The sequence below is a fragment of the Microbacterium sp. CH-015 genome (assembly GCF_049707015.1).
Classification (GTDB): domain Bacteria; phylum Actinomycetota; class Actinomycetes; order Actinomycetales; family Microbacteriaceae; genus Microbacterium; species Microbacterium aurum.
Genome location: NZ_JBNAFJ010000001.1, coordinates 859,300 through 877,344, shown reverse-complemented (window position 1 = coordinate 877,344; position 18,045 = coordinate 859,300). Strand labels below are relative to the sequence as shown.

At 71.4% G+C, this 18,045-nt stretch carries 17 protein-coding genes; 14 read left to right on the top strand and 3 right to left on the bottom strand.

Going from position 1 to position 18,045, the window contains the following annotated elements; translation table 11 throughout:
• Nucleotides 1-34: 34 nt before the first annotated feature.
• On the top strand, nt 35-2,302 hold the full coding sequence (locus ACPYN4_RS04120) for a RelA/SpoT family protein (protein WP_424445667.1): 2,268 nt from the start codon (nt 35-37) through the stop codon (nt 2,300-2,302).
• On the opposite strand, the gene ACPYN4_RS04115 is transcribed toward ACPYN4_RS04120, so the two are convergent.
• From ACPYN4_RS04115 to ACPYN4_RS04105, 3 genes are all read right to left on the bottom strand, one after another.
• Nucleotides 2,289-2,837, bottom strand: a complete 549-nt coding sequence (locus ACPYN4_RS04115; RefSeq protein ID WP_232321607.1) for an SAM-dependent methyltransferase — start codon at nt 2,835-2,837, stop codon at nt 2,289-2,291. The genes ACPYN4_RS04120 and ACPYN4_RS04115 overlap by 14 nt on opposite strands.
• Nucleotides 2,838-2,944: 107 nt before the next feature.
• Nucleotides 2,945-4,384 (bottom strand): DUF349 domain-containing protein, encoded by a 1,440-nt coding sequence (locus ACPYN4_RS04110; protein WP_424445666.1) that lies wholly within the window; start codon nt 4,382-4,384, stop codon nt 2,945-2,947.
• A gap of 86 nt (nt 4,385-4,470) precedes the next feature.
• On the bottom strand, nt 4,471-4,770 hold the full coding sequence (locus ACPYN4_RS04105) for a dioxygenase (protein ID WP_076690844.1): 300 nt from the start codon (nt 4,768-4,770) through the stop codon (nt 4,471-4,473).
• A 156-nt stretch (nt 4,771-4,926) separates the two neighbouring features.
• Between ACPYN4_RS04105 and ACPYN4_RS04100 the strand changes: the two genes are divergently transcribed.
• The 13 genes from ACPYN4_RS04100 (at nt 4,927) to aroB (ending at nt 18,027) form a co-directional block, all read left to right on the top strand.
• On the top strand, nt 4,927-6,189 hold the full coding sequence (locus tag ACPYN4_RS04100) for a replication-associated recombination protein A (RefSeq protein ID WP_076692205.1): 1,263 nt from the start codon (nt 4,927-4,929) through the stop codon (nt 6,187-6,189).
• Between the two features lie 203 nt (nt 6,190-6,392).
• Nucleotides 6,393-7,289 carry a tetratricopeptide repeat protein gene (locus tag ACPYN4_RS04095; RefSeq protein WP_424445665.1) on the top strand — a complete coding sequence of 299 codons (897 nt, stop codon included), beginning with the start codon at nt 6,393-6,395 and terminating at the stop codon, nt 7,287-7,289.
• Between the two features lie 98 nt (nt 7,290-7,387).
• On the top strand, nt 7,388-7,681 hold the full coding sequence (locus ACPYN4_RS04090; protein ID WP_424445664.1) for a hypothetical protein: 294 nt from the start codon (nt 7,388-7,390) through the stop codon (nt 7,679-7,681).
• Between the two features lie 67 nt (nt 7,682-7,748).
• Nucleotides 7,749-8,471 (top strand): DUF1361 domain-containing protein, encoded by a 723-nt coding sequence (locus ACPYN4_RS04085; RefSeq protein ID WP_424445663.1) that lies wholly within the window; start codon nt 7,749-7,751, stop codon nt 8,469-8,471.
• A 180-nt stretch (nt 8,472-8,651) separates the two neighbouring features.
• Nucleotides 8,652-9,281 (top strand): 30S ribosomal protein S4, encoded by a 630-nt coding sequence (gene rpsD / locus ACPYN4_RS04080; protein ID WP_076692206.1) that lies wholly within the window; start codon nt 8,652-8,654, stop codon nt 9,279-9,281.
• 95 nt (nt 9,282-9,376) lie between these two features.
• Nucleotides 9,377-9,661: an ATPase gene (locus ACPYN4_RS04075; protein WP_315551361.1), complete on the top strand. Its 285-nt coding sequence runs from the start codon at nt 9,377-9,379 to the stop codon at nt 9,659-9,661.
• Nucleotides 9,662-9,730: 69 nt separating this feature from the next.
• On the top strand, nt 9,731-12,394 hold the full coding sequence (alaS, locus tag ACPYN4_RS04070; protein ID WP_424445662.1) for an alanine--tRNA ligase: 2,664 nt from the start codon (nt 9,731-9,733) through the stop codon (nt 12,392-12,394).
• A complete protein-coding gene (gene ruvX / locus ACPYN4_RS04065) occupies nt 12,391-12,864 on the top strand; it encodes a Holliday junction resolvase RuvX (RefSeq protein ID WP_312676587.1) in 474 nt (157 codons plus the stop codon). The genes alaS and ruvX overlap by 4 nt, the downstream gene beginning before the upstream one ends.
• A complete protein-coding gene (gene mltG / locus ACPYN4_RS04060; RefSeq protein WP_424445661.1) occupies nt 12,864-14,330 on the top strand; it encodes an endolytic transglycosylase MltG in 1,467 nt (488 codons plus the stop codon). The genes ruvX and mltG overlap by 1 nt, the downstream gene beginning before the upstream one ends.
• Entirely contained in the window at nt 14,324-15,163 is an 840-nt protein-coding gene (locus tag ACPYN4_RS04055; protein ID WP_424445660.1) for a shikimate dehydrogenase family protein, read from the top strand. Before mltG ends, ACPYN4_RS04055 begins: the two co-directional genes overlap by 7 nt.
• Nucleotides 15,164-15,167: 4 nt before the next feature.
• Nucleotides 15,168-16,379, top strand: coding sequence for a chorismate synthase (aroC, locus tag ACPYN4_RS04050; RefSeq protein ID WP_424445659.1), 1,212 nt, complete (start codon nt 15,168-15,170; stop codon nt 16,377-16,379).
• Nucleotides 16,376-16,948 (top strand): shikimate kinase, encoded by a 573-nt coding sequence (locus tag ACPYN4_RS04045; protein ID WP_424445658.1) that lies wholly within the window; start codon nt 16,376-16,378, stop codon nt 16,946-16,948. Before aroC ends, ACPYN4_RS04045 begins: the two co-directional genes overlap by 4 nt.
• Entirely contained in the window at nt 16,945-18,027 is a 1,083-nt protein-coding gene (gene aroB, locus ACPYN4_RS04040) for a 3-dehydroquinate synthase (protein ID WP_424445657.1), read from the top strand. The genes ACPYN4_RS04045 and aroB overlap by 4 nt, the downstream gene beginning before the upstream one ends.
• The last annotated feature ends 18 nt before the right edge of the window (nt 18,028-18,045 follow it).

Sequence of the window (18,045 nt, the reverse complement as noted above, 5' to 3'; positions counted from 1 at the left end):
GGATTGACGGGTTGATCAGGGCGGAGGTGAGCGGATGACACAGACGCCCGCTGCGTCCGCCCAGAACTCCCCGCAGAGCTCGTCCCTCGGCCGACTGGTACCCCGGATCTTCTCCCGCGCTCCCTCGCGCAACGGCGTCGAACAGCTCATCCGCACCGTCCGCACCCATCACCCCAAGGGTGATGTCTCGATCATCGAGCGCGCCTACCAGGTGGCTGCGGCCGCCCACGCGTCGCAGAAGCGGCAGAGCGGCGAGCCGTACATCACGCACCCGCTCGCCGTCGCGCAGATCCTCGCCGATCTCGGGCTCGGCCCGCGCGCGATCGCCGCGGCGCTGCTGCACGACACGGTGGAGGACACCGACTACAGCCTCGATCAGCTGGCCGCGGACTTCGGCGACGAGGTCGCCATGCTCGTGGACGGGGTCACCAAGCTCGACAAGGTCAAGTACGGCGACGCGGCCCAGGCCGAGACCGTCCGCAAGATGATCGTGGCGATGTCCAAGGACATCCGCGTGCTCCTCATCAAGCTCGCCGACCGGCTGCACAACGCGCGCACCTGGGGGTTCGTCCCTCCCGAGAAGGCCGCGAAGAAGGCGACGGAGACGCTCGAGATCTACGCGCCGCTCGCGCACCGCCTCGGCATCCAGGCCGTCAAGAGCGAACTGGAGGATCTGTCGTTCGCCGTGCTGCACCCGAAGCTGTACGCCGAGATCGACAGCCTCGTCAAGCAGCGCACGCCGCAGCGCGAGGAGTACATGCACTCCGTGATCGACGCGGTCGAAGAGGACCTGCGCGACCTCCGCATCCGCGGGCGCGTCATGGGACGGCCGAAGCAGCTGTACTCGGTGTACCAGAAGATGGTGGTGCGCGGCCGCGAGTTCGACGACATCTACGATCTCATCGGCATCCGCGTGCTCGTCAACAACGTGCGCGACTGCTACGCGGTCCTCGGCTCGATCCACGCCCGCTGGACGCCACTGCCCGGCAGGTTCAAGGACTACATCGCGACGCCGAAGTTCAACCTGTATCAGTCGCTGCACACGACCGTGATCGGCCCCGGCGGCCGCACGGTCGAGATCCAGATCCGCACCAATGAGATGCATCAGCAGGCGGAGTACGGTGTCGCGGCGCATTGGAAGTACAAGGAGCGCATGGCCGGCGGCAAGCCGGACGCGAAGGCCGTCGACGCCGACATGGCGTGGCTGGCGCACATCTCCGACTGGCAGGCCGAGACAGCCGACCCGGGGGAGTTCCTCGACTCGCTGCGGTTCGAGATCGGCGCGAAGGAGGTGTACGTCTTCACCCCGAAGGGCCGGGTGATCGGTCTTCCCGCCGGCGGCACGCCGGTCGACTTCGCGTACGCCGTGCACACCGAGGTCGGCCACCGCACGATGGGTGCGAAGGTCAACGGCCGGCTCGTGCCACTGGAGTCGGAACTGCACTCCGGCGACGTCGTCGAGGTGTTCACCTCGAAGAACCCGGATGCCGGGCCGAGCCAGGACTGGCTGACGTTCGTCAAGAGCACCCGCGCCCGCAACAAGATCCGCGGCTGGTTCACCAAGGAGCGTCGCGAAGAGGCCGTCGAGCAGGGGAAGGATGCCATCGCGCGCGCGATGCGCCGCCAGAACCTGCCGCTGCAGAGGCTGATGAACCAGGACTCGTTCACGGAGGTCGCCCACCAGCTGCGCTACGAAGACGTCACGGCGCTGTACGCCGCCGTCGGCGAAGGGCACATCTCCACCCAGTCGGTGATCGAGAAGGTCACGGCACTCGTGAGCTCGCAGGAGGACACCTCCACCGGCCCGATCGAGATCCCGCACGTCGGCCGGTCCAAGGCCCCGCGCGGCGGCGACTCCGGCGTCCTCGTGCGCGGCGCACCGGACATCCTGGTGAAGCTCGCCAAGTGCTGCACGCCGGTCCCCGGAGACGACATCGTCGGCTTCGTCACCCGCGGCAGCGGCGTGTCGGTGCACCGCGCCGACTGCACCAACGTGAAGTCGCTCAAAGACGACCCGGAGCGGATGATCGACGTCGCGTGGGCTCCGACCACGAAGAGCGTGTTCCTCGTGCACATCCAGGTCGAGGCTCTCGACCGGTCGGGTCTGCTCAGCGACATCACGCGTGTGCTCAGCGAGCACCACGTCAACATCCTCTCCGCGTCGGTGCAGACCACGAACGATCGACTCGCGCTCAGCCGGTACGTGTTCGAGATGGGCGACATCGTCCACCTCGACCGCGTCCTCAACGCGGTGCGCCGGATCGACGCGGTCTACGACGTGTACCGGGTCACGTCGTCCTGACTCGCGCCCGCAGGAAGCGCACCGCCGGTCGCTTGTAGTGGAGGGCGCCGCCGGCGTCCAGCGCATCGGCCGTCGCCGCCGCGAGCTCCGGTCGCCACGCCAGCATCGCGTCGATCAGTGGCAGCGTGGCCTCGCCGGCGTGCAGGTCGCGCACGAGGTCCGCGAGCGTGCGCGCGGGCGTCGTCACCGCGACGCCCGTGATCCATTGCACGTCGGCGGGGGCGATCCGCTGATCCCGGTAGTCCAGCCGGAGGTCGCGCACGTAGTTGCCCCGACGCGGCGCCGTGCGCTGCACGATGTGCCGGGGCGGCGGGTCGGCGACGGCGCCGTGGATCCAGGCGGCGGACGCGCGCGTCAGGGCGAGCGTCGCCGGGATGCGGGTGCGCAGCGATCCTGCGCGCAGTTCGCGCGTCTCCACGGCATCCGTCGGCATGTAGCCCTCGCCGATCTCGACGAGGTCGCCGTCCAGCCGCGCGGCGCTCAGCTCGGCCGCGGAGAGCCGCTCATCGGCGAAGTAGAGGAACGGCGAGGACATGCTGGCAGTGTCCCGCATCACTGTGCCGCCCGCGGGGGCGAGAAGCGCAACTGTGGACAACCCGGCGCGCGCGGACGCTGGGGAGAGGGCGATGAGCTGGCGCGCGGTCAGCCGCCGAGGGCCTTCAGCCAGCTCTTGCGCGCCTCGAGCGCCTCGGTGGCCTTGGCGATGGCGTTCTTGTCCTTCGAGGCCTTGGCCTTCTCAAGATCGGCCTCGAGCCCCGCGATCGCGTCGCGCAGCTGCTGCGTCATGTCGTTCTGGCGCGCCTTGGTCTCGGGGTTGTTGCTCTTCCAGTCCGCGTCCTCACGGGCCTTCAGCCCCTGCTCGATCTTGCGCAGGTCGTCGTCGAGACCGCGCTCGGCCTCACGCGGGAAGATGCGACCGATCTCGTCCCAGCGACGCTGGATGCCGGTGAGGAGCGCCCGCGCCTTGGCCGTGTCCTTCTCCTTCGGCACCGCGGCCGCCTCGGTCAGCAACGCGCGCTTGGCCTCGATCTTCTCGCGGGAGGCTTCGGCGTCGGCCTGCTCACGCTCGCCGCGCGCGGCGTAGAGCGCGTCGCCCGCCGCCTTGAAGCGTGCCCAGAGGGCGTCGTCGGCCTTCTTGCCGGCCCGGCCCGCGCTCTTCCACTCGTCGAGGAGAGTGCGGTAGGCGCCGATGCCCTCTTCGCCCTTGCTGGCCAGCGCCTCGGCACGCTCGACGAGACGCGCCTTGGCGTCGCGGGCGGCGCGGTGCTGCTCGTCCATGCCGGCGTAGAACTCGCGACGGTGTTTGTCGAGCGTCGCGCGGGCGTCGCGGAATCGCTTCCACAGCTGCTGGCTGAGGCTCTTCGGCAGACGCGGGCCGCTCGCCTGGTGGCTCTGCCACCGGTCGAACAGCTCGCTCACCTCGGCGGTCGTCTGCTTCCACTGGATCGACTTGGGGTCGCGAGCGGCGATCGCCTCGATCCGCTCGACGAGCGCGGTGCGCTCGGCGACGGCGGCATCGACGGCGGCGCGCTGCGCCTGCGCCTCCTCGGCGGAGGCTTCGCTGAGCTCGGCCTCGAGCGCCGACAGCCGGTCCTCGAGGGCGGCCAGATCGCCGACGGCAGCCGCGCCCGTGACGCGCTCGCGCACGGTCTTCGCCGTCGCGCGCAAGTCGGCGGCCGAAGCGCCGCCGCTGCGGTGGCGGGTCTCGAGGAGAGTCACCTCACCGGCGAGGTCGGCGTACTTGCGCTCGAAGTAGGCCAGCGCTTCGGCGGGAGTGCCGTCGGGATACTGGCCGACGACGCGCCACTGGTCGCCCTCACGCACCGACACCGTGCCGTCATCGTCCACGCGTCCGAACGACGCCGCCGGTGCGGCCGAGATCGGCGCCACGGCGGGTCGGCGCGCGGGCGGGCGGGGCACGGGGATGCTGCGCGGTGACAGCGCGGGCGCCGGAGCCTCGTCGGCGGGGGCCTCGTCGGTGAGGGCGTCGCCACCGGCGGCGACATCCTGCTCGACGGCCGTCTCGGCGGTCGCGTCGGCGGGGATCGTCTCGTCGGACGGGGGAGTGGAAGCGTCAGTCACGGGTAGCACCTCGTCGCGGCCCATGCCGCCTGGGGGTTCGGTCGGCATACAGCCTATATGCGGGCCCGCGGCCGACGCGGACGTCGTCAGGGGGTCGGCGCGGGTGACTCGACGGGGGCCGGCTCGGTCGTCGGTGCCGGCGTCGGCGCATCCGACGGGGTCGGCGTGGCGCTCGGGGAGGGCACCGGGGCGCCCGGGCCGACGGTGTAGAAGGCGATCTGGCCGCCGATCACCGCGAGGATGAGTGCGCCGCCGGCGACGCCGGCGATGAGGTTGTCACGACGACGGCGCGCGATGAGTCCCTGATGGAACTCCTGCCGCGCGCGGTACACCCGGGCGCGCTCCTGCTCGACGCGCGACTTGCTCCTACCTGCACCCGCAGCCACGGGACCTCCCTCGTTCCCGGCGATCCGGGGCCGGACAAAGCCTACGGCGCGGCGGTCGAACCGGACAAACGCGCCCGCGTCGGTGGTCGCGGATAGCCTGGACGTGTGGCATCGGCATCCGCTCTCTTCCAAGGTCAGACCCCGCTGGCCGTGCGGATGCGGCCCACGTCGCTCGACGAGGTCGCCGGGCAGGGGCATCTGCTGCGACCGGGGTCGCCGCTGGTCGCCCTCGCCGACGCGGCCGGGGCGGCGAAGACCGCCGTCTCGGTGATCCTGTGGGGGCCGCCCGGCACCGGCAAGACGACGCTGGCGCAGGCGATCGCCCGCACCTCCGGTCGCCGCTTCGTGGAACTGTCCGCCGTGACGGCGGGTGTGAAGGATGTGCGCGAGGTCATGCAGGAGGCGATGACCCAGCGTGATCTCTACGGCGCGTCCACCATCCTGTTCCTCGACGAGATCCACCGCTTCACGAAGGCCCAGCAGGACGCGCTGCTGCCGGGTGTCGAGAACGGCTGGGTGATCCTCATCGCCGCGACGACCGAGAATCCGTCGTTCTCGGTGATCTCGCCGCTCTTGTCGCGCTCGCTGCTGCTGACGCTGCAGCCGCTGACCGACGACGATCTGGGGCTGCTGATCGACCGCGCCGTCACCGATGCGCGGGGGCTCGCGGGGGCCGTCGAGCTGTCGCCGGAAGCGCGGACGGCGCTCATCCAGCTGGCTTCCGGCGATGCCCGCCGCGCCCTGACGTCGTTGGAGGCCGCGGCCTCGATGGTGGCGGACGACGGCGGCGCCGTCACCGCCGAACACGTGGCGCAGGCCGTCGACCGCGCGCTGCTGCGCTACGACCGCCAGGGTGATGAGCACTACGACGTCATCAGCGCGTTCATCAAGTCGATCCGAGGCTCCGACGTCGATGCGGCGATGCACTACCTGGCGCGCATGATCGAGGCCGGGGAGGACCCGCGGTTCATCGCGCGGCGGCTCGTGATCTCGGCATCCGAGGACATCGGCCTCGCCGACCCGCAGGCGCTCGTCATCGCCGTGGCGGCAGCGGATGCCGTGGCCTTCATCGGCATGCCCGAGGGACGCATCCCGCTCGCCGAGGCGACGGCCTATCTCGCGACGACGGCGAAGTCCAATGCCGCCTACGTCGCGATCGACGCCGCGATCGCCGACGTTCGCGCCGGCGGTTTCGGCCGCGTCCCGACGCACCTGCGCGACGCGCACTATCCGGGGGCCAAGCGGCTCGGCCACGGCAAGGGGTATGTGTACCCGCACGACCTCGAGGTCGGCGTCGCGACGCAGCAGTACCTGCCCGACGAGCTGCGCGGCCGGCGCTACTACGAGCCCACCGGGCGCGGGCTCGAGCGCGACATCTCCGCTCGCGTCGAGAAGATCCGCAAGATCCTCGGGGACTGAGCCCCCGATCGGCACATCGCCGTGCTGGCGCGTCGCCGTGCTCACGCATCGATGTGCTGGCGCGTCGCCGTGCTCACGCCAACGGCAAGGGATCGTGCGCGACACGCCGGGCGAGACGGCGAAAGCGCGGCGTGTCGCTTCGAAGACCTTGCCGTTCGCCCGGTCATGCGCGCCGCGTGAGCCGCGGATGCGAGGATCGGACGATGACGACGGATGCCTGGGACGCGCGGTTCGACGACTTCTGGGACGGCGTCGAGCTCGACGACCCGACGGGTGCGCGGGCGCGGCTCGAGGCGCTGCTGGCCGAACGCGGCATCGACGATGCGCGCGCGGCGTATGAGCGCGGCTCCCTGCACGACTCGTTGGGGGAGGAGCATGCCGCCATCCCGCTGTACCGCGCCGCCCTCGCGGACGGTCTGAGCGATGACCTCCGCACGCAGGCGACGATCCAGCTCGCGAGCTCGCTGCGCAACGTGGGCGATGCCTCGGGCGCGATCGCGCTGCTGCGCGCCGTCCCGGCATCCGACCCGCTCCACGACGCCGCGCAGGCGTTCCTCGCGCTCGCCCTGCACTGCGATGAGAAGCCGACCGAGGCGCTCGCGCTGGCGCTGCGCACCCTGGCGCCGCATCTGCCGCGCTACCGCCGCGCCGTGGACGCGTACGCCGGCGAGCTGGTGAAGCTCGACCGCGTGCGCGTGATCGCCGTCGGGCTGCTCGTGCGGGACGGGTCGGTGCTGCTGGAGTCGTACCCCGCGAACGCCCGCCACGGCGAGTTCCTGCGCGCGCCCGGCGGCGGAATCTCCTTCGGCGAGCCGGCGGCGGTCGCCGTGCGGCGGGAGTTCGCCGAAGAGCTCGACGCCACGATCGATGACGCCCGGCTGCTCGCGGTCACGGAGAACATCTTCGACACCTCGAGCGGCCGCGGTCACGAGATCGTCCACGTGTTCGCGGTCGCCTCGGCGGGCCTCGCCGCCTTGCCCGCAGACGAGCGGATCGCCGTGCGCGACAGTCACACGACCGTCGGGTGGTACGAGATCGCCGCGCTGCGCGCCGGCGGTCTTCCGGTGTACCCCGTCGGCATCCTCGATCTGCTGCCCTGACCTGGTGTCATGTCCCACGCCACGATCCACGACGACCCCGGCCTGCGCGCGCACGATACGCTGATCGCCTGGCTCCGCCAGCAAGAGGAGGCCCTCGCATGACCACTGGCACGAGAGTGCCGCGGCGCCGGTGGTACACGCTCGCGGCCGTCGCGGCGAGCATCGTCGCGATCGTGTTCGCGACGGTCGGCGACGGCGTCGAGGTCGCGGATGCCGCGGGGCCGCGGCGCCTCGTCGTGGATCTCGGCCACCAACTCGTCTGGGCGCTCCTCGCCGGCGCGTTCGCGGTCGCCGCCGTCCGCAGTCGCTGGGGGCGCATCTCGCAGACCTTCGCGGTCGCCGCCGGCATCCTGTATCTGCTCTTCCTGTTCGCGGTGTTCCTGTGGCCGTGACTGCGGCGGTGCGCGGGTCGTGATCCTCGCCACACCGCCGGCCTGAGGCCTGTGTCAGGCTGGACGCATGTCGGCCCTCGTCCTCGGTGCCGTCGCGGTGGTGCTCCTGAACCTCTACGCGGCGATCCTCATCGTGCTGCGCTCGCGCGTGTACGGCGTGGCGCTGTACCGACCCATGCTGGTGAACATCGGGCTGTCGTTCCTGCCGGTGCTCCTGGCGCTCGTTTTCGGCGTCGGGCTCGTCGGGATCGTGCCGGCGATCAGCAGCACGGCGCAGTCCACGATCGGCGCGGGAACGCTCGTCGTCTGGATCTATCTCGTCGTCGCGACCGTCCTCTGGCTGCTGCTGTTCCCGAACTCGGTGTACCTCATCACGGAGCTGAACTTCAGCCATCGCGCCGAGAAGACGCCCGTGCCGCTCTGGTACGACATCGTGCAGACGCTCGCGCTGACGCTCTCCGGCATCGCCAACGCCGTGCTGAGCCTCGCGGTCGTGCAGACGATGTTCATCCTGATGGTCGACCCGCCCTCCGGCGGCGTCCCGGCGAGCAGCTGGACCTTCGCCGGCGTCGTCATCGTGCTGGGTGCCGTGGGCGTGTACCTCGGCCGCTACCTGCGCTTCAACAGCTGGGATGTCCGGCATCCCGCATCCATGCTCCGCAAACTCGTCGCGCATCTGCGTCAGCGCGGGAAGGCGCTCGAGGCGGGCGGGTTCGTCCTCACCCACGCCCTGCTCATCGCACTGCTGTACGTGCCGCTGTTCTCCCTCGCGTGGACAGCGCTCCTGTGATCGCGCGGCGCCGAGAGGGCGTCTGTTAGACTTGAGCGGCTCGAAACCGAGTTTTCGGGCATCCCCTCTCTTCTTGACCGACCTTCCGGCATGCCCCGGCGTGCAGTCCGGACAGGGCGAGGAGAGGCGATACGTCCGCGAGTCGTGACAGTCACGACCGCGTCAGGAAAGGACAGCTTCGTGGCTACGAAGTCCCAGGACCGCCGCAAGGTGCGTCTGTCGCGCGCCCTCGGCGTCGCGCTGACCCCCAAGGCAGCCAAGTACCTCGAGAAGCGCCCCTACGCTCCCGGTGAGCACGGTCGCACCAAGCGCAAGCAGGACAGCGACTTCGCCGTCCGCCTCCGCGAGAAGCAGCGTCTGCGCGAGCAGTACGGCATCCGCGAGAAGCAGATGCGCAACACCTTCAACGAGGCCCGCCGCAAGGACGGCCTGACGGGTGAGAACCTCGTCGAGCTGCTCGAGATGCGTCTGGACGCGCTCGTGCTGCGCGCCGGTTTCGCCCGCACGACGGCGCAGGCCCGCCAGCTCGTCGTGCACCGTCACATCCTCGTCGACGGCCAGCTCGTCGACCGCCCCTCCTTCCGCGTGAAGCCGGGTCAGACCATCCACGTCAAGCCCAAGAGCGAGGCGCTGGAGCCGTTCCAGGTCGCCGCCCTCGGTGGCCACGCCGAGGTTCTGCCCCCGGTTCCGGGCTACCTCGAGGTCGAGCTCGACAAGCTGCACGCGAAGCTCGTGCGTCGTCCCAAGCGCGCCGAGGTGCCCGTCACGTGTGACGTGCAGCTCGTCGTGGAGTACTACGCGGCGCGCTGAGCGTTTCGTCTCGCTGCCCTCGCTCACCGCGCGGGGCAGGAAGGGCGTCGGGGTCTCCCCGGCGCCCTTCGGCGTTTGCACCTAACATGGAACCCATGAAGAGCGTCGTGTGGTTCGTGCTGGGACTCGCCGGTGGTTTCGTCGCCGCCCACCTGGTCAACAAGGACCCGCGCGGCCACGAAGTGCTCGCCGAGGTCGATGCCCGCATCACGGAGTTCACCGACCGCATCGGCGAGGCCTACCGGGCCCAGGAGGCGAAGATCGACGGCATCGCCGCCGACGTGAAGGATGCCGCCGCCGGCGCCGTCGACGCGGCGAAGGATGCCGCCGCAGACGCCGTCGAGGCCGCGAAGGACACCGCGGCGAAGCTCGCCGACTGACCCAGACCGCACGGCGCCCGGCAGGGGCGCGGCGGTCATGCATGCCCACAGACTCCACAGGAACCCGAGATGAAGACCGCCGAGATCGCGCAGCGCTACCTGGACTACTTCGAGAAGAACGGGCACACGATCGTGCCCTCGGCATCCCTCGTCACCGACGACCCGGCCCTGCTGTTCACGGTCGCCGGCATGGTCCCGTTCATCCCGTACCTGTCCGGTGACGTGCCCGCGCCTTACAAGCGCGCCGCGGACAACCAGAAGTGCATCCGGACGAACGACATCGAAGAGGTCGGCAAGACGCCGCGTCACGGCACCTTCTTCCAGATGCTCGGCAACTGGTCGTTCGGCGACTACTTCAAAGAGGGCGCGATCCGCTACGCGTGGGAGCTGCTCACGACGAGCGAGGCCGACGGCGGGCTCGGGTTCGACCCGAAGGATCTGTGGGTCACGGTGTACGAGGAGGACGACGAAGCGCACGACCTGTGGCGCCGGCTCACCGACCTCCCCGAGGAGCGCATCCAGCGCCTCGGCAAGGACACCAACTACTGGTCGACCGGGCTGCCCGGCCCCGCCGGCCCCTGCTCGGAGATCTTCTTCGACCGCGGCCCCGCGTACGGCATCGACGGGGGACCGGCGACCGACGACGACCGGTATGTCGAGATCTGGAACCTCGTGTTCATGCAGTACGAGATCACCGACGTTATGAGCAAGTACGACTTCACGATCGTCGGCGAGCTGCCGAACAAGAACATCGACACCGGCATGGGCCTGGAGCGGATCGCCTTCATCAAGCAGGGCGTCGACAACATGTACGAGACCGACCAGGTGCGTCCCGTGCTCGACGCGGCTGTGCGCCTGTCCGGCAAGACGTACGGTGCCGACCACGACGACGATGTGCGCTTCCGCGTCGTGGCCGACCACGTGCGCTCGTCCCTGATGCTGTTGAGCGACGGTGTCACGCCCTCCAACGACGGCCGCGGCTACATCCTGCGCCGGCTCATGCGCCGCGCCATCCGCTCGATGCGCCTGCTCGGCGTCGACGGTCCCACGTTCGCGACGCTGTTCGCGGCGTCGCGCGACGCGATGAAGGACGCCTACCCGGTCGTCGCCGACGAGTACGAGCGGCTGTCGGCGTACGCCCTCGCCGAGGAGGCGACGTTCCTGCGGACCCTCGCGGCCGGCTCGGAGAACCTCGATGCGTCGATCGCGGCGGCGAAGGATGCCGGGGCCACCCAGATCGGCGGCGCCGAGGCGTTCCTGCTGCACGACACGTACGGCTTCCCGATCGACCTGACGCTGGAGATCGTCGAGGAGGCGGGGCTGAGCGTCGACCGCGACGCGTTCGACACCCTCATGCAGGAGCAGCGCGCCCGCGCGAAGGCGGACGCCCGCTCCCGCAAGCGCCAGCTCGCCGACACCAGCGTGTACCGCGACTTCCGGGCGCAGGGCGAGACGATCTTCACCGGCTACAGCGACCTGGAGACCGAGTCGACCGTGCTCGGGCTGCTCGTCGACGGCCTCCCCGCCCCGCGGGCGACGACCGGTCAGATCGCCGAGGTGATCCTCGCCGAGACCGCCCTGTACGCCGAGAGCGGCGGCCAGGTCGCCGACAAGGGCATGATCGTGGGCCCCGGGTTCGAGCTGGAAGTCCTCGACGTGCAGAAGCCCGTCCCCGGACTCGTCAGCCACACCGTCGAGGTCACCAGCGGCGAGGTCGGCGTCGGCCAGCCCGCCACGAGCGTCGTGGATGCGGCCAACCGCCGCGCCGCGCAGCAGGCGCACTCCGCGACGCACCTCGTCCACGCTGCGCTGCGCGACACGCTCGGCAAGAGCGCGACGCAGGCGGGCTCCCTCAACCGCGCCGGCTACATGCGCTTCGACTTCGCGTGGGGCCAGACGCTGTCCGAGGCCACCAAGACCGAGATCGAGGAGATCGCCAACAACGCCGTCCGCGACAACCTGCAGGTCACCACGCGCGTCCTGCCGCTGGATGAGGCCAAGGCGCTCGGCGCCATGGCCCTGTTCGGCGAGAAGTACGGCGAGACCGTGCGGATGGTCGACATCGGCGGACCGTGGTCGCGCGAGCTGTGCGCGGGAACGCACGTCTCCAGCTCCGCCGAAGTCGGGCTGATCAACCTGGTCGGCGAGTCGTCGGTCGGCGCGTCCACGCGCCGCGTCGAGGCCCTCGTCGGCCTCGACGCTTTCCGCGAGCTCGCCGCCGAGCGGGCCATCGTCTCGCAGCTGACCACGTCGCTGAAGACCCCCAAGGACCAGCTGGCCACCCGCATCGCCGAGCTCGCGGCGAGCCTGAAGGCCGCCGAGAAGCGCATCGCCCAGTTCGAGGCGAAGGCGCTCGAGAGCCGACTTCCCGAGCTCGCTGCGGCGGCGCAGGCGGTCGGACCGTTCCGCGTCGTGGCGCAGTCGCTGGGCACCGCGGCATCCGCCGACGACATGCGCAGCCTCGCCCTGCAGGTGCGCGAGCGCGTGGGGGCGGGCGCCGTCGTGGCGCTCGGCGCCCAGGTCGGCGAGCGTCCCGTCGTGATCGTCGCCACCGACGACGTCGCCCGGGGCGGCGGCGCGCGTGCCGGACAGCTCGCGAAGACCGCCGCCGCCGTGCTCGGCGGCGGTGGCGGCGGCCGCGACGATGTCGCCCAGGGCGGTGGCACGGATGCCGCGGCGCTCCCGGCTGCCCTCGATGCCCTCACGCGCGCGCTGGAGACGGCGACCGCGTGAGCGGGTTCCGGCCCGGCGTCCGACTCGGCATCGACGTGGGGACCGCCCGCGTCGGGGTCGCACGCTGCGACCGGGACGGGCTGCTCGCCGTGCCCGTCGAGACGGTGGCCCGCTCGGAGGCCGCACCACGGCGGGTCGCCGAGCTCGCCGACGAGTACGGCGCGTTCGAGCTCCTCGTGGGTCTGCCGATCAGCCTGAGCGGAAACGAGACCGCGTCGACCGCGGACGCGCGCGCGTTCGCGGCCGCGCTGCAGGCGGCATCCGCCCTGCCCGTGCGCCTCGTCGACGAGCGCCTGAGCACGGTGTCGGCGCACGCGGTCCTGCGCGAGTCCGGGCGTTCTCAGCGTTCGTCTCGTAGGATTGTCGACCAAGTCGCCGCCGTCGTCCTGCTGCAGCAGGCGATCGACGTCGAGAAGAGCACCGGTACCCCGGCCGGTGTCTCACTCACCGAGTCGCAGGAGCCGACCTGATGCCCGATAACCCGCAGGGCGACGACACGTTCGCGGATCTCTTCAGCAAACTGCCGTCGCCGCGGACGTCGCAGCCTGCCCAGGAGCCCGAGTCGGCGCCGGCCGCCCCCGACGCACCGCTGTCGCGGCGGGCGGCGCGCGAAGCCGCGGCGACGTCCGAGCCCGACACGGCCGCGGCGCCGGGCGCATCCGAGCCCGCGGCCCCGACGTCCGCCGCAGCGGCCGCCACGCCGGCACGCACCCCCGACGCCCCCGCCCGCACCACCGACGCGCCGCGCGCGGCCGCGGCCGCACCCACCGGCGTCACCGTCGCCGACGCGGCCCCGCAGCTGGACACGCTGTTCGACGGCGCCGGTGCGGTGAACGCCCGCGACAGCCGGCACGCGAAGGACCGGCGCAAGAGCCGCATCGCGGCGTGGGTCATCTTCGGCGTGATCCTCGCGATCATCGGCGGAATCACCGCGGGCGGCTTCTACGTGTGGAACACGTACGAGGACAAGATCCGCGCGTTCATGGGCTGGGAGGAGCCCAAGGACTACGAGGCGGGGCTCGCCACCGGTGAGGCGCTCGTCACGATCGTCAGCGGCGACACCGGCTCCACCATCTCGCAGACCCTGTACGAGGCCGGCGTCACGAAGACGCCCGAGGCGTTCTACGACTACCTGGTGCAGTCCGCGCAGAACCCGCCCTTCCAGCCCGGCGTCTACGCCCTGCAGCAGAAGATGACGTCCGCGGCAGCGCTCACCGCACTCCTCGACCCCGCGAACAAGCAGGAGTTCACCGCGCAGCTGCCCGAAGGGCTCACCGAGGCGCAGACGCTGGACCGCCTCTCGGCCAGCCTCGGACTGCCCCTGGCCGACCTGCAGGCGGCGACGGCGGACCCCTCCGCCTACGGCGTGAACGCAACGAGCCTGGAGGGCTGGCTGTTCCCGGCGACGTACACGTTCGATCCCGGCGTGACGGCGCAGGACGTCATCACGACGCTCGTGAACCGCACGGTGCAGTCGCTCGACACCGCCGGGGTGCCCGTCGATCAGCGCCAGCAGGTGCTCATCACGGCGTCGATCATCGAACGCGAGGCCCGCCTGCCCGACGACTTCTCCAAGGTCTCGCGCGTCATCGCGAACCGGCTCGCCGACGGCATGAAGCTGCAGATGGACTCCACCGCGCAGTACGGCTACGGCGAGATGCACGACGGCAGCGCAAGCTCGTCGAAAGAGGCCCTCGAAGACGACAACGCCTGGAACACCTACGTGATCGACGGCCTGCCGGCCACCCCGATCTCCAACCCCGGCGACACCGCGATCGACGCGGCGATGCACCCCACCGACGGGAACTGGCTCTACTTCGTCACCTGGAACATGGACACCGGCGAGACCATCTTCTCCGACACCTACGCCGAGCACGAGGCCGCGATCGCCAAGTGGAACGAGTGGTGCACCGCGAACGACAACCGCGGATGCTGACCGGGCCGACACGGCTGGAGGTCTGGGGCGACCCCATCGACCACAGCCTCTCCCCGCGCCTCCACGCCGCCGCGTACGCGCGCCTCGGCTGGAACTGGACGTACGGCCGGCGCCGTGTCGACGCCGCCGGCTTCGCCGCCGAGGTCGACGGCCTCGACGGGTCGTACCGCGGGCTGTCGCTGACCTTCCCGCTCAAGGCGGCCGCCTTCGCCGCCGCCACGACGCGCGACCGCCCGGCGGAACTCACCGGCGCGGTCAACACGCTCGTGTTGACGGGCGGGGAGCGCCGCGGCTTCAACACCGACGTCGGCGGGATCGTCGCCGACGTGCAGGCGCAGGGCATTTCGACGCTCGACAGGGCGCGCATCGTGGGAGCCGGTGCGACGGCGACGTCCGCGCTCGTCGCCCTCGCGCAACTCGGCGCCCGCACGGTCGAGGTCGTCGGCCGCCGCCCCGAGGCGGCCGACGCCCTCGCGACGCTGGGGGAGCGCCTGTCGGTCGCGGTGTCGATCACCGCCATGACGGCGGTGGCGCCGGCATCCGTCCCGCTCACCATCTCGACGCTGCCCGGCGGCGCCGCGCTCGACGAGAGCGCGGCCGCACGGCTCGCCGAGGGCGGGGGACTGCTCTACGACGTCGTGTACGGGCACTGGCCGACCGCGCTCGCGACGGCGTGGCAGCAGGCGGGCGGGCACGCCGTGGATGGCCGCGGGATGCTGCTGCGCCAAGCCGTGCTGCAGATCCGCGCCTTCGCGACGGGCGCGGTGACCGAGCCGCTGCCCGACGAGGAGGCGGTCGTGGACGTCATGCGCTCGGCGCTCATGGGAGACTAGGGGGATGCTCCGCGTGCTCACGGCCGGCGAATCGCACGGCCCCGAACTCGTCGCCTTCATGGAGGGTCTGCCCGCCGGCGTCCCCGTCTCGCGCGCCGCGATCCAGGCGGACCTCGCGCGCCGCAAGCTCGGCTACGGCCGCGGCTCGCGGATGAAGTTCGAGGAGGACGAACTCACGATCTCGGCCGGCGTCCGCCACGGCTTCACGATCGGCAGCCCCATCGCGCTGCGCGTCGGCAACACCGAGTGGCCCAAGTGGACCGAGGTCATGAGCGCGGAGCCCGTCGAGCTCACCGACCGCTCGCGCGGACGCGGCGCGGCGCTCACCCGTCCCCGGCCCGGCCACGCCGACCTCGTCGGCATGCAGAAGTACGGCTTCGACGAGGCCCGCCCGATCCTCGAGCGTGCGAGCGCCCGCGAGACCGCGGCGCGGGTCGCGCTCGGCGCCATCGCACGCTCCTTCCTCGGCGAACTCGGCATCCGCCTCGTCAGCCACACCCTGTCGATCGGTCCGGTCCGCGCGCCCGAGGACGCCGCGCTGCCGACGCCCGACGACGTCGACGCGCTCGATGCCGATCCGATGCGCTGCTTCGACGCCGCCACTTCGGCGGCGATGGTCGCCGAAGTCGACGCCGCCAAGAAGGACGGCGACACGCTCGGCGGCATCGTCGAGGTGCTCGCCTACGGCGTGCCTCCGGGGCTCGGTTCGCACGTGCAATGGGACCGGCGCCTGGACGGCCGGCTCGCTCAGGCTCTCATGTCGATCCAGGCGATCAAGGGCGTCGAGGTGGGCGACGGGTTCGAGACCACGCGCCGGCGCGGCTCCGCCGCCCACGACGAGCTGTTCGCGGCATCCGCGGGGATCACGCGCGCCACCGACAAGGCGGGCGGCACGGAAGGCGGCATGTCCACCGGCACCGTGCTGCGCGTGCGCGCCGGTATGAAGCCGATCGCGACGGTCCCGCATTCGCTGCGCACGATCGACGTCGCCACCGGCGAGGCCGCCACGGCGCACCACCAGCGCTCCGACGTGTGCGCCGTCCCGGCAGCCGGCGTCGTCGCCGAGGCGATGGTCGCCATCGTCCTCGCCGAGGCCGTCCTGGAGAAGTTCGGCGGCGACAGCGTCGCAGAGACCCGCCGGAACCTCGAGGGCTACCTCGCCGCCATTCCGGAGAACCTCCAGACGGCCGGCGGCAGCGACACCGCGATCGGATGACCGAGCCCGCAATCGTCCTCATCGGACCGATGGGCGCCGGCAAGACGAGCATCGGCAAGCGCGTCGCGAAGCAGCTCGGCCTGCGTTTCGCGGACAGCGACGCCGCCGTCGTGCGCGCGCACGGACCCATCGACCGCATCTTCGCCGAGTACGGCGAACCGCACTTCCGCGAGCTGGAGCGCGCGGCCGTGGCCGAGGCGCTGCGCGCGGGCGGCGTCGTCGCGCTCGGCGGCGGCGCCGTGCTGCACCCCGAGACCCAGCGCGATCTCGCCGAGCACCGCGTCGTGCTGCTCACCGTCGCGCCGCACAACGTCGCCGCCCGCATCCGGGGCGGCAAGCGGCCGCTGCTGGCCGACGGCGACGCCGTCGCACGCTGGCAGGAGATCTACACCGCGCGGCGCCCCGTCTACGAGCGCCTCGCCGACGTTGTCTTCGACACGTCGACCGGCCCGTTGCAGGACGTCGCCGACGCTCTCGCCGCCTGGGTCGCCGGGACCGCGGCGGCCGCCCCCGCCGGCGACACCCCGGCGACGGATTCCGCGACCACCCACCCGGGAGAGACTCCATGACCGAGAACACCGTGATCACCGTCGCCGGCGATCAGCCCTACGACATCACGATCGGCCGCGACATCGTGCCGCTGGTCGCCGAGGTGCTGCCGCCGAGCGCGCGCAAGGTGCTCGTGGTGCACCCGCCCACACTGGCGGCGCAGGCGGCGGCACTGCGCGAGACGCTCATGGCCGGCGGCGAGCGCCAGGTGCTTCTGGCGGAGGTCCCCGACGCCGAGCAGGGCAAGCGCGTCGAGGTCGCCGCCTTCTGCTGGCAGGTCATGGGTCAGGCCGACTTCACCCGCACCGACGCCGTCGTCGGCTTCGGCGGGGGCGCCGTGACCGACCTCGCCGGGTTCGTCGCGGCCACCTGGCTGCGCGGAGTCGCGGTCGTGCAGGTGCCCACGACGGTGCTCGGCATGGTCGACGCCGCCGTGGGCGGCAAGACCGGGATCAACACCGCGGAGGGGAAGAACCTCGTCGGCGCGTTCTGGCCGCCGCGGGCGGTCGTGTGCGATCTCGCGCTGCTCGATTCGCTGAGCCGAAACGAGCGTGTGGCCGGGTTCGCCGAGGTCGTAAAGGCGGGCTTCATCTGGTATCCCGAGATCCTCGAGCTGATCGAGGCGGATCCCGAGGCGGCCGTCGATCCGCACACCCCCGCGTTCCGGCGCTGCATCGAACTCGCCATCCAGATGAAGGCGCGCGTCGTGGGGGAGGACCTGCGCGAAGCGGGTCTGCGCGAGGTGCTGAACTATGGCCACACCCTGGGCCACGCGATCGAGCACGCCGAGCGCTACCAGTGGCGTCACGGCGCCGCGATCTCCGTGGGAATGGTGTTCGCCGCCGAGCTGTCCCGGCTCGCGGGTCGCCTGTCGGATGCCGCGGCGCAACGTCACCGCGACATCCTCGAGCTGCTGGGCCTGCCCACCTCCTACCGCGCGGGTGCCTGGCAGCAGCTGCTGGCGACGATGCAGCGCGACAAGAAGGCGCGCGGTGCGATGCTGCGCTTCATCGTGCTCGACGACATCGCGAAGCCCACGGTGCTGCAGGCGCCCGACGAGTCGCTGCTGTTCGCGGCGTACCAGGAAGTCGGAGCCTGATCCCTCGCGGGTGGGCAG

Coding starts and splice junctions, on each gene's coding strand:
- ACPYN4_RS04120 (WP_424445667.1), top strand. CDS start 35: ATGACACAGACGCCCGCTGCGTCCGCCCAGAACTCCCCGCAGAGCTCG.
- ACPYN4_RS04115 (WP_232321607.1), bottom strand. CDS start 2,837: ATGTCCTCGCCGTTCCTCTACTTCGCCGATGAGCGGCTCTCCGCGGCC.
- ACPYN4_RS04100 (WP_076692205.1), top strand. CDS start 4,927: ATGCGGCCCACGTCGCTCGACGAGGTCGCCGGGCAGGGGCATCTGCTG.
- ACPYN4_RS04095 (WP_424445665.1), top strand. CDS start 6,393: ATGACGACGGATGCCTGGGACGCGCGGTTCGACGACTTCTGGGACGGC.
- ACPYN4_RS04090 (WP_424445664.1), top strand. CDS start 7,388: ATGACCACTGGCACGAGAGTGCCGCGGCGCCGGTGGTACACGCTCGCG.
- ACPYN4_RS04085 (WP_424445663.1), top strand. CDS start 7,749: ATGTCGGCCCTCGTCCTCGGTGCCGTCGCGGTGGTGCTCCTGAACCTC.
- ACPYN4_RS04075 (WP_315551361.1), top strand. CDS start 9,377: ATGAAGAGCGTCGTGTGGTTCGTGCTGGGACTCGCCGGTGGTTTCGTC.
- alaS (WP_424445662.1), top strand. CDS start 9,731: ATGAAGACCGCCGAGATCGCGCAGCGCTACCTGGACTACTTCGAGAAG.
- mltG (WP_424445661.1), top strand. CDS start 12,864: ATGCCCGATAACCCGCAGGGCGACGACACGTTCGCGGATCTCTTCAGC.
- ACPYN4_RS04055 (WP_424445660.1), top strand. CDS start 14,324: ATGCTGACCGGGCCGACACGGCTGGAGGTCTGGGGCGACCCCATCGAC.
- aroC (WP_424445659.1), top strand. CDS start 15,168: ATGCTCCGCGTGCTCACGGCCGGCGAATCGCACGGCCCCGAACTCGTC.
- ACPYN4_RS04045 (WP_424445658.1), top strand. CDS start 16,376: ATGACCGAGCCCGCAATCGTCCTCATCGGACCGATGGGCGCCGGCAAG.
- aroB (WP_424445657.1), top strand. CDS start 16,945: ATGACCGAGAACACCGTGATCACCGTCGCCGGCGATCAGCCCTACGAC.